Annotated in this window: 15 protein-coding genes and 1 pseudogene; 14 read left to right on the top strand and 2 right to left on the bottom strand. The window is 55.3% G+C overall.

All coding sequences use genetic code 11. From position 1 onward, the window contains the following. The 13 genes and pseudogenes from ACRPFF_RS10555 to ACRPFF_RS10495 form a co-directional block, all read left to right on the top strand. A pseudogene (locus tag ACRPFF_RS10555) lies at positions 1-127 on the top strand (L17 family ribosomal protein); the annotation flags it as partial. Positions 128-167: 40 nt separating this feature from the next. After that, on the top strand, positions 168-407 hold the full coding sequence (locus ACRPFF_RS10550; protein WP_432674631.1) for a phage GP46 family protein: 240 nt from the start codon (positions 168-170) through the stop codon (positions 405-407). Next, positions 397-1,404, top strand: a complete 1,008-nt coding sequence (locus ACRPFF_RS10545) for a baseplate J/gp47 family protein (protein WP_432674629.1) — start codon at positions 397-399, stop codon at positions 1,402-1,404. Before ACRPFF_RS10550 ends, ACRPFF_RS10545 begins: the two co-directional genes overlap by 11 nt. After that, positions 1,395-1,991, top strand: a complete 597-nt coding sequence (locus tag ACRPFF_RS10540; RefSeq protein ID WP_432674628.1) for a YmfQ family protein — start codon at positions 1,395-1,397, stop codon at positions 1,989-1,991. Before ACRPFF_RS10545 ends, ACRPFF_RS10540 begins: the two co-directional genes overlap by 10 nt. A 12-nt stretch (positions 1,992-2,003) precedes the next feature. Next, the gene (locus ACRPFF_RS10535) at positions 2,004-2,984 is read left to right on the top strand and encodes a tail fiber protein (RefSeq protein WP_432674627.1); all 981 of its coding nucleotides are present in this window, start codon (positions 2,004-2,006) and stop codon (positions 2,982-2,984) included. A 21-nt stretch (positions 2,985-3,005) separates the two neighbouring features. Then, positions 3,006-3,815 (top strand): DUF4376 domain-containing protein, encoded by an 810-nt coding sequence (locus ACRPFF_RS10530; protein ID WP_432674626.1) that lies wholly within the window; start codon positions 3,006-3,008, stop codon positions 3,813-3,815. Then, complete coding sequence (locus ACRPFF_RS10525; RefSeq protein ID WP_432674625.1) at positions 3,812-4,291, top strand: hypothetical protein; 480 nt, start codon at positions 3,812-3,814, stop codon at positions 4,289-4,291. The genes ACRPFF_RS10530 and ACRPFF_RS10525 overlap by 4 nt, the downstream gene beginning before the upstream one ends. After that, positions 4,284-4,820, top strand: a complete 537-nt coding sequence (locus ACRPFF_RS10520; protein ID WP_432674624.1) for a hypothetical protein — start codon at positions 4,284-4,286, stop codon at positions 4,818-4,820. Before ACRPFF_RS10525 ends, ACRPFF_RS10520 begins: the two co-directional genes overlap by 8 nt. Then, a complete protein-coding gene (locus tag ACRPFF_RS10515; RefSeq protein WP_432674623.1) occupies positions 4,817-5,206 on the top strand; it encodes a hypothetical protein in 390 nt (129 codons plus the stop codon). Before ACRPFF_RS10520 ends, ACRPFF_RS10515 begins: the two co-directional genes overlap by 4 nt. Before the next feature lie 253 nt (positions 5,207-5,459). Further along, positions 5,460-6,008, top strand: coding sequence for a TIGR02594 family protein (locus ACRPFF_RS10510; RefSeq protein WP_432674622.1), 549 nt, complete (start codon positions 5,460-5,462; stop codon positions 6,006-6,008). Position 6,009: 1 nt separating this feature from the next. Continuing rightward, positions 6,010-6,177 carry a hypothetical protein gene (locus tag ACRPFF_RS10505; RefSeq protein WP_432674621.1) on the top strand — a complete coding sequence of 56 codons (168 nt, stop codon included), beginning with the start codon at positions 6,010-6,012 and terminating at the stop codon, positions 6,175-6,177. A 3-nt stretch (positions 6,178-6,180) separates the two neighbouring features. After that, positions 6,181-6,678, top strand: a complete 498-nt coding sequence (locus ACRPFF_RS10500; RefSeq protein WP_432674619.1) for a hypothetical protein — start codon at positions 6,181-6,183, stop codon at positions 6,676-6,678. 65 nt (positions 6,679-6,743) lie between these two features. Further along, on the top strand, positions 6,744-7,346 hold the full coding sequence (locus ACRPFF_RS10495; RefSeq protein WP_432674630.1) for a DNA-methyltransferase: 603 nt from the start codon (positions 6,744-6,746) through the stop codon (positions 7,344-7,346). Between the two features lie 74 nt (positions 7,347-7,420). Here the strand turns inward: ACRPFF_RS10495 and ACRPFF_RS10490 are convergent, their stop codons facing one another. Together ACRPFF_RS10490 and ACRPFF_RS10485 are read right to left on the bottom strand one after the other, a co-directional pair. Further along, positions 7,421-7,840: a type II toxin-antitoxin system HicB family antitoxin gene (locus ACRPFF_RS10490; RefSeq protein ID WP_432674618.1), complete on the bottom strand. Its 420-nt coding sequence runs from the start codon at positions 7,838-7,840 to the stop codon at positions 7,421-7,423. Between the two features lie 56 nt (positions 7,841-7,896). After that, positions 7,897-8,079: a type II toxin-antitoxin system HicA family toxin gene (locus tag ACRPFF_RS10485; RefSeq protein ID WP_003711064.1), complete on the bottom strand. Its 183-nt coding sequence runs from the start codon at positions 8,077-8,079 to the stop codon at positions 7,897-7,899. A 1,964-nt stretch (positions 8,080-10,043) separates the two neighbouring features. On the opposite strand from ACRPFF_RS10485, the gene ACRPFF_RS10480 reads away from it, so the two are divergent. Continuing rightward, positions 10,044-10,249: hypothetical protein (locus ACRPFF_RS10480; protein WP_432674617.1), on the top strand; the 206-nt coding region annotated here is incomplete at its 3' end.

Below are 10,249 nucleotides of genomic sequence, written 5' to 3'. Positions count from 1 at the left end.
AACTTTGCCTAAAGCAAAGGAATTACGCCGTGTGGTTGAACCATTGATTACATTGGGTAAGAAACCATCTTTGGCTAATCATCGTTTGGCATTTGACCGTACTCGCGACCGTGATGTTGTAGTAAAACAAACGCGGCTGGTGGGGCGATAGCTTCCGGCCACGCCGTATCGGCTCGCGGCTGTGGCTGCTGGAACGGCAGAAAATTACTGCCGACACCCTGCTGCGGGCAGAGGAATATGCCGCCGAAGCGCTCGCCTGGCTCACGGAAAAGAAAATCGCGGCGGCAGTGCGGGTGCGGGCGGAACGGCACACGCTCACTTGCGCGATGTTGTATATCGAAATCGAAAAAGACGGCGGAGAAATCCGCCGTTTTGATTATTTGTGGAGCGTAAATCATGGCGTTTGAACGACCAAGCCTGCCGGAATTGTGCCGACGGGTGGAATTGGACATCAGCAGCCGCCTCTCACCCTACCCGCACCCGCAGGAAGGTGATGTGGCATCGGTATTCGGCGCAGCTTTGGGCGCGGCATCGCACCTCTTGCACGGGCATTTGGATTGGATTGCCCAACAGATGCTGCCAATCACGGCCGCAGGTGATGAGCTCGACCGCCACGCCCGCACCTGGCTTACCGTGCCGCGCAAGCCCGCCGCGTTTGCCAGCGGTCAGGCTACTGTGTCCGGCAGCCTGCCTTTGGTGGGTGATGAGCTGCGGCGTGAAGACGGCGTGCGCTATTCTGTGCGCGCGGTGTCCGGCAATACAGTGCAGTTGGATGCGTTGGAGCCGGGCCCGGCCGGCAACGCCAGCGCGGGTGCGGTGTTGCGCTACAGCGGCGGCACGGCCACGGTNGATAGTGACGGGTTCTCCGGCGGCGCGGTGGCAGAAAGCGACGAAGAGCTGCGCGAACGTTTGCTGCAACGCATCCGCAACCCGCCGATGGGCGGCAGTTTGGACGACTATATCCGCTGGGCACTCGAGGTGCCGGGTATTGCTCGCGCTTGGGTTAAACCAAACGGCGGCGAGATTAACCACGTTGTGGTGTATGTGGCAGGCGGCGATAACATCGTGCCCAACAGCACATTGCTGGATGCGGTACGGCAGCATTTAGAGCTGCTGCGTCCGGTAACGGCGCGGGTGTCGGTCGTCGCGCCGCGACTGAAAACCGTGGCGCACCGCATCAAAGTGTATCCAGATACCGCCGCTGTGCGGCAGGCGGTGGAAAACTCACTGCGTCTGTTTTACCGGCGCGAAGCCTCGCTGGGCTCGGTTATCCGCATTTCGCGCATCAGCGAGGCGGTTAGTTTGGCGGCGGGCGAAACGCACCATATGCTGCTCGCGCCCATAACGGATGTGGTATGTGAGCAAGACGAAATCGCGGTGCTGGGAGGTATTTCGTGGACTTAAGTATCAGGCAGGCTGCCTACCGCAGCCAACTTACTGCGTTGCTGCCAACCGGCCGCGCTTGGGCAACTGAATCCGACCCGGCGATGGCCGATTTTATCGCTGCGTTGGCATTAGAGCTGGCCCGTATTGAGCAACGCGCCACCGAACTACTGGCGGAAGCCACGCCATACGGCGCATACGAAACATTGCCGGAATGGGAAGCTACCGCCGGGCTGCCGGATGAATGTAGCGCATCGGCTGCCGGCGATATTCAGGCGCGGCGTATGGCACTGGTGGCGCGGCTGGCAGGCGGCGGCGCGCAAAGCAAGGCGTTTTATCTACATCTGTTGCGCACATCCGGGCAACCACAGGCGGAAATTGCCGAGTTTTTCCCAGCCACCTGCAATGATGACTGCAATGCCGCGTTGTACTCCGACAACGACAGCTATTGTTGGGCAGTATCGCTGCGTGGCAGCGGCGACCACCGACCGGCTAACTGTAACGATGATTGCAACAGCCCGCTGCAGCTGTACCAAAGCAGCGCCATCGAGTGTGTACTCAACAAACTCAAGCCGGCACACACTTATCTAATTTTTAAATATGTTTAGGAGCGTTTGATTATGCAGCGGATTTCCACTTCTTCCGCCGTTGCCGACCTGTTCGGCAGCGGCAAAGCAGGCTTTAGAAACGGCGATTTGACGCGCGGCGTGCTGCCTACGGCGTTTAACGCTGAATGGTGCAACCATGTGCAGGAAGAGATTTGTAATGTGATTGAGGGCGCGGGTGTGGCACTTAATCCAGATAAGCGCGACCAGCTGCTTGGCGCCCTGAAAAAACTAATCGACGAGCAGGCCGACGCGGTCAAAACCACCGGCAACCAAGAAATCGCCGGCGACAAAACCTTTACCGGCCTTACCACCCTGAAAAAAGGCGCGATTGTAGCCGACAGCGTAGGCGACTTTAACGCCAACCAATACCTGCAAATCGGTGCAAACAACGTAAACACTTATTTTTACAACAAGCGCAGCGGCAAATACCTCTCCATGCGCAACGACGGCGAGCTGCGCTATGACGGCAAGCGCCTGCTCAATGCGGACGACCTGTCGGGCATGGTGCCCAGCGGCGCGGTGCTGTACTTCGCCGGGCGAACCGCCCCCGCAGGCTGGCTCAAGGCCAACGGCGCCGCCGTATCCCGTACTACCTATGCCGCCTTGTTTGCCGCCATCGGTACCACCTACGGCGCGGGCGACGGCAGTACCACCTTCAACCTGCCCGACCTGCGCGGCGAATTTATACGCGGCTGGGACGACGGCCGCGGCATCGACAGCAGGCGGGCACTGGGCAGCGGGCAAAGCGACGCCATTCGTAATATCACGGGCAAATTAGACAGCGGCCAAAACGGCGCACTGCAACTGTTCGACTACATCGAGACGACGGGCGCGTTTGGCGTGGAAAAATCATGGAAACAGTGGACAGCCGAAAGCAACAGCGGAAATGACAATATTCCGCGCGCCATCACATTCGACGCCTCCCGCGTTGTTCCCACGGCCAACGAAAACCGCCCACGCAACATCGCATTGTTGGCCTGTATCAAAATTTAAGGCCGCCTGAAAGGATAAATCATGAGCGAAAACCAATACCCTCCAACCAAGCCCGTCTGCCAGTTGGATGCCGACAACCTCTACCTGCACCAAACCGTGGCCGACCTCGACCCGCTGGCCGCAGACGGCGGCTACCTATTGCCGGCCGGCTGCGTAGACACCCAGCCGCCCGAAACCCGCGCAGGCTTCGCCGCCCGCTGGCTACCCGAAAGGGCCGAATGGCAATATCTGCCCGACCATCGCGGCAAAACCGCCTACCGCACCGACGACGGCGCGAAGGTGCAGGTTGAACAGGTGGGCGAGCTGCCCGCCGAGCTGACCCTGCTACCGCGAGAGAACGAATATCAGACGTGGGATGCCAAAGCGAAGGCTTGGGTATTGCCTCCGGACGTTGCCGCCCGGCTCAAAGCCGAACAGCAGGATGAGATGTGGGAGCGCATCAAGGCCAAGCGTTACGACAACCTGCGGCACGGGGTTTATATCAAGTCCGTAGGCAAATGGTTTCAAACCGATGACGCCACCCGCCTGCAATACCTGACTTTGCGCACTCTGCCGGATGAGGCGTTTCCACTGAAAGAACCATGGAAAACGATGGACAACACTTTCCTTCCCAAGGAAAAGTGTACCAAGGCCTTGTTTGACGAAATTGTTATGCAAATGGTAAATGATGAGATGGCTGATTTCCACAATGCGGAACGCCATCGTCTGACGATGCTCAAAGCTGATAAGCCGCTTGAATACGACTACAGCAAGGGCTGGACAGCCAACTACTACACGCAATCCACGATGTCGTTAGCAGCTGCAGCAGAGGTTGGGAGGACTATCGAATGAACACGCAACCCATTTATCTAGCCCTCTATAAAGGCCGCCGCGACGGCAGCGGCTGGCGCGTATGGTGTGCCCGAGCCACCGACTGGCTGACCCGTGCCCTCACCCGCGGCCAATACAGCCACGCTGAGATTGCGGTGCACGAGCATCCGCAGGCATCGGTTTATACCTGCTACTCCGCCAGCATCCGCGATAAAGGCGTGCGCCGCAAAGTGATGCCACTGCCGGCGGCTAAATGGGATTTGATTCCGTTGCCCTCCACCCCGGAGGCACACGAGCAGCTGCAGCGGGTGTGGGCGGCCACCGAGGGACAGGGCTACGACCTGATGGGCGCATTGGGTATTGCCTTCGGGCTGCCGCAAAACCGCCGCCGCTGGTTCTGCTCCGAGTGGGTGGGCAAGGCGTTGGGGTTGTCCGAGAGCTGGCGTTTTAGTCCCAATGATTTAGCCGCAATTTTTAAAGGAGACTGTCATGTTTGAGCGAGCGAAAACCTTGTATAACCGCTGGACATCGTGCCGCTTTTGCAGATACGCGAAAGCGGCTTTGTCTTGGTTGTGGAATTTGCGCTTTTTGCCGGATTCGGCGCGGCGCTGGGTGTTTGGCACGGGCACGCGGGCGCTGCAAATCGTCAATATCGGCTTTTTGCTGGTTTGGGCGTGGGTATTTGGTGTAAATGGTTTTGGCACGCTGCCGCTGTGGACGGGATTAACCAAGCTGCCGCGCTGGTTTGTGGTGTCGCTGCTGTTGCTGCTGGCGCTGCTATCGGCTTGGTCGGTGTGGAGCAATAGCCGCCGCAGTCATGTGGTTGGGGTGGGGGCGCTACGGCTTACCCCGCTGATTTGGCTGCTGCTGGCGACCAGCTTTAGGGTGCGGCCCACGCTGTCGGCGCAGGTGGTAGCCTACATCTTCGGCATTTGGAGTTTGGCGGTATGGCTGATGGGTGAACATTTGCAGGATGCGTTACGGGACGAGCAGGCCGCGCAGACGGCTAGAAAGAAGGAATCGTGAATGATTTGCTTGCGGGATTTTTTGCCAGTCAAACAATGTTGGCAGTGTTGGGCGCATTTGTCGGCTCGTTTCGGGTAGCTATCAAAGCCAAAGATAAAAGCATGGCGGCCAAGTGCGGGGATTTAATCGCGGCGCTGTTTTTGTCTTTGGCGGTGGTGGACGACCTCACACCCAAGGATATGCCGCGCCTGGCATTGATGGTGGGAATGCTGGCCGGGACGATGTGCGATGTGCTGCTGGATTCGGCGCGCGTGCTCTCGCCCGATACGGCGGGCGGCATCTTGGATTTGGTGCTGGGTAAGCTGGGCTACCACCGCCAGCCAGCCGCCGAGAAGCCGCCGGTGGTGGTGGCGGATGATGACGAGCCGCCACCACCGCCGGAATAGTTTTGACGACCGCTGCCTCTGCCCGCTGTATCCGGGTACGCGGTGGTTATTACTTCAGGCTACCTGAAAACCAGTTATTAAGTAATCCTTAATAACTGAAATAAGGCTAGCTGGAGCGCAAGAAATATCCTGTTTTAAAACAATGGGATATTTTTTATTAGGTATAAAAACACCAAATATAAGGCTAGCTGGGAAAATCAAAGACTTACGTTTCTGCCCGCCATTGTGCGGGCTTTTTTGTTGGAGGTTAAAAATGACGAAACAAACCGAATTGCCGTGGATTGCCAAGGCGAAAAGCCACTTGGGCTTGCGTGAGATGCCGGGCCCGCAGCACAACCCGGAAATCCTGCGATGGCTGGTGAAGTTTGGCGGCTACAACGGCGAAGAGAAAGCATGGTGGAAAAACGATGAAGTGGCTTGGTGCGGGTGTTTTGTTGGTATGTGCCTGGCTGAATCCGACCGCTTCGTGGTGCCCGCGTGGTATCGCGCCGGGGCGTGGGCGGATGAACGCTACCTTACCCGCTTGAGCAAACCGGCCTATGGCTGCCTGGCGGTCAAAAAACGCCCCGGCGGCAATCATGTGATGTTTATCGTGGGCAAAGACAGACAAGGCCGCCTGATGGGTTTGGGCGGCAACCAAGGCAACCGCGTGAGCATCATCCCGTTTAACGCCGACGAATTGAGCTTTTGGTGGTCGAGCTACTGGCGCGATAAGCAGTGCGTTAAATCCGAGCCTACTGCCGTCCGCTACGAGCTGCCGCTGGTGGATGCTACCGGCAAACAGGGCGAGAGCGAGGCATAGTATGGCGGATGAATGCACAGCCGATTGGGTGCGCCGCATGATTGCCGAGCAGGAGGCGGTGCTGGCCGATGCCGAGGCCATCGGCGATGCCTACGCCGCCCGCCACGCGGAGCACGAATTGCGCAACTATCGGCAATTTTTGGCGCGGCTCGAGCCGCAGAAAGAGTGAAAAATGTGGATCGTGAAATACTGGAAACCGCTTGCCATTGCCGCCCTACTGGCGGCGGTGATCGGCGGTGAATATTGGTACGGTGAGCAGCGCTACAGCGCGGGCTACCGTGCCGCCGAGACCAAGCTGAAGCAACAGAAAACCGAAGCACTGGCGAAGCAAACCGGTGCAGTATTGGAAAAAGAAAGGCAGGCGCAGGCGGAATTGGCCGCCGCGCAGGCCGAAGTGGAAAAGGAAAGAGAAAATGCAAAAATTGCTGTGGATAATCTGCGCGGCGAGCTTGAGCGCGTGCGCGCCTACGCCGCTGCCCGTAGTCGCTCCCTGCCCCAAACCGCCGGAACCGCCGGCACGGTTGATGAAGCCGCTGCCCGAGGCTGGCAGTTATTCGGCAACTGCGCAAAAAAATATGCAGGATTGGCAGAAATAGCCGACACCCAGCGCAACGACCTGGCCGAATGGCAGGCGTATGGGCGCGTGGTGGCCGACACGGCAGATAAGTAAACCCCGCCGCTTTGCGGCGGTTTTGTTTTGGGTGTGCGAAATGATTAAGCAAGAATTTGCCGGCGGTGCTGGCCGAAAACAAAGTGGATGCGCTGATTTCCGACCCGCCGTATGTGCTTGGCGCTTCCGGCGCGGGAATGGGTGCTGGGCGGAAATATTTGCAGGATATTAAAAACCATATTGATACGGGTTTTGATGTTAATTTACTGGATAATTTTGATAACTGGTTGGTGTTTTGCGCGAAAAGCCAAATTGTGGACATTATCAACCAGGCGAAAAACCAAGACCTGAATTGGATGTTGCTCACTTGGAACAAGAAAAATCCCACGCCACTCACCTGCGGCACCTATCTACCAGACACCGAGTACATGGTGCACGCCTACCGCCGCCACATTTGGGAGAGTAAAACCCGTTTTGTGGTGGGTAATGTGGAGAAAAACCCGTTTGACCATCCCACGGTAAAGCCGCTGTATGTGATGTATAAGGCTATTGCCAGCGCATCCGCGCCGGGCGATTTGGTGCTTGACCCGTTTATGGGCACAGGCAGCACGGGCGTAGCGGCTTTACAGCGCGGCCGGCACTTTATCGGCATCGAGCGCGAGCCGAAATACTTTGATATTGCCTGCCAGCGCATCGAGCACGCACTGGCGCAAGGGCAGTTGTTCTGATTTCAGGCTACCTGAAAAAAGGCTATCTGAATTTTCAGGTAGCCTTTGATTGTCACTGTATAAGAAAGTAGGATTTAAGAGAAGCTAATATTTAGACTTTTACCGAGCTTCGAGGCGGCTTTTTCCAAAAAGTCTATTTTAGTATTATGCCGCAGGTCGAATAAGCGGTCAATTTGCGGCATGTACACATCTAGCCTCCGTGCCATTTCCGCCTTGCGCACGCCTTGGCTGACCATCTCGTTGAGCAGCAGCACTTTGGCGGTTTCCAGCGCCGGCAGTGCTACAACAGGCTGCCCTTCGGTAGGCTCTGAAGGCATGGGCACAGCCCGGCGGTCTTCAAAATAGCCGTCCAGGGCACACAACAAGCCGTCCAATGCTTCAATGGCGGCAGTTTCTTCGTCTTCGCCAACCGCTGCCGCTTCAGGTATATCGGGGAAAGTAACCAAAAACGTGCCGTTGCTGTCGGGCGTGAGGATATAGGGATAGTTCAACATGGTTTTCCTTGTAAAAATCGGTTTGCGGTGCAGACAGCCCTTTCGGGCTGCCCTTTTTATTTCAATCCCAAATCTTTTTTGATTTTGTTCGTCAGGTCAGAACCCATCTCCCTACTGCCGTGAAACGGGAAAACCGACGTTTTGTCTCCAAGCCTGAGATTGTAATGGCTGCCGCGCTTTTGGCTTTTGAACTCCACGCCCCGCGCTTCGAGCCATCGTTTGAACTCACTGTATTTCATATAACCTCCTTTCCTATACAGTAAGGATATAATACAACAGAAATGTTGTATTTGCAAGCGAAAACGAAACATTTTTGTTGTGTTTTTGCGGATAGGCAACAGTGCAACAAGTTCTAAATTTTTAGTTTGGTTTTTTCTGATTGTTGGCGCGGTTTTGGGGTTGCTCTGTTTATTATTGCAATGTAGTCATGATAATATTTTGTTTTTAATATAAATCAAGAATCCCCGTGGGCGTGCCAATTCAAAAACCTGCTTGTTTTAAGCAGGTTTTTTTATTATGAATCGTCATTCCCGTAATTTTTCGTCATTCCCGCAACCCTTCGTCATTCCCGTGAAAACGGGAATCTAGAACCTCAAACTTTCAGATAATCTTTGAATATTGCCGCCGCCCAATGGTCTGGATTCCCGCCACTTTTCGTCATTCCCGTGAAAACGGGAATCTAGAACTTCTGAATTTTCAGACGACTTTTGAATATTGCCGCCGCCCCAAGGGCTAGATTCCCACTTTCGTGGGAATGACGAGTCTTTTATAACCTTCAAGGCTGCTGCTACCCAATGGTCTGGATTCCCGCCTGCGCGGGAATGACGGGGCGGGGCGATGCCGTCTGAAACTACGTCATTCCCACAACCCTTCGTCATTCCCGTGAAAACGGGAATCTAGAACTTCTGAATTTTCAGACGACTTTTGAATATTGCCGCTGCCCCAAGGGCTAGATTCCCACTTTCGTGGGAATAACGATTTGGAAATTACCCGAAACCCAAAAACAACTAAAACCTAACACACTGGATTCCCACCTTCGTGGGAATGACGGTGGGCAGATGCCGTCTGAAACTTCATCATTCCCGTAACTCTTCGTCATTCCCACAACCCTTCGTCATTCCCGCGAAAGCGGGAATCTAGAGCGTAGGGTTGAAGAAACCGTTTTATCCAATAAGTTTCCGTGCCGACAGGTCTGGATTCCCACTTTCGTGGGAATGACGAGTCTTTTATAACCTTTAAGGCTGCTGCTGCCCAATGGTCTGGATTCCCGCTTATGCGGGAATGACGGCAGAGGGTGGACGATGCCGTCTGAAGCCTGACAAGGCATTTGATGCCGTCTGAAACTTCGTCATTCCCGCAATTTTTCGTCATTCCCGCGAAAGCGGGAATCTAGAACTTCTGAATTTTCAGACAACTTTTGAATATTGCCGCTACCCCAAGGTCTGGATTCCCACTTTCGTGGGAATGACGGTGGGCGCGGATGCCGTCTGAAACTACGTCATTCCCACAACCCTTCGTCATTCCCGTGAAAACGGGAATCTAGAACCTCAAACTTTCAGATAATCTTTGAATATTTCCGCCGCCCCAAGGGCTAGATTCCCACTTTCGTGGGAATGACGATTTGAAAATTACCCGAAACCCAAAAACAACTGAAACCGAACACACTGGATTCCCGCCTGCGCGGGAATGACGGCAGAGGGTGGACGATGCCGTCTGAAGCCCGACAAGGCATTTAATGCCGTCTGAAACCCCGTCATTCCCACAACCCTTCGTCATTCCCGCGAAAGCGGGAATCTAGAACCTCAAACTTTCAGATAATCTTTGAATATTGCCGCTACCCCAAGGTCTGGATTCCCGCTTTCGCGGGAATGACGAGTCTTTTATAACCTTCAAGGCTGCCGCCGCCCAATGGTCTGGATTCCCACTTTCGTGGGAATGACGATTTGGAAATTACCCGAAACCCAAAAACAACTGAAACCGAACACACTGGATTCCCGCCTGCGCGGGAATGACGGAATTTTAGGTTTCTGTTTTTGTGGGAATGACGAATAAAGCGTGCCGGTTTATACTCGCCGCAACACGCGATTCAGACGACATCGCCCTCTTTTTTCATTGTCAGTGGGCGCAGGGTGGGCTTCAGCCCACCGTTTTTACCATTTTCACCGTTTTCCACCAATCCCGCCGTTTCCGCCTAAACCGATAAATGCAACCCCGCATCCGAAGGCATCGGGAAACCGGGGGTTGGAGCAGGCAGGAACGTCCGCCTGACGCGGTTTCCGAAATGGCGGGGGCGGTGGGAGTTGGTTGGGTTAATTGGGTGGTGGGATTGGTGGAAATAATTGGAGTGGTGGAAATGGTGAATTGGTGGGAGTGGTGGGCTGAAGCCCACCCTACAGCCCACCCTACGAT

This window comes from Neisseria sp. SLRRB23 (assembly GCF_050896295.1).
In the GTDB taxonomy this organism is placed as follows: domain Bacteria; phylum Pseudomonadota; class Gammaproteobacteria; order Burkholderiales; family Neisseriaceae; genus Neisseria.
Note: the sequence above shows the minus strand (reverse complement) of the source record. Positions and strands in the feature narration are given on the sequence as shown.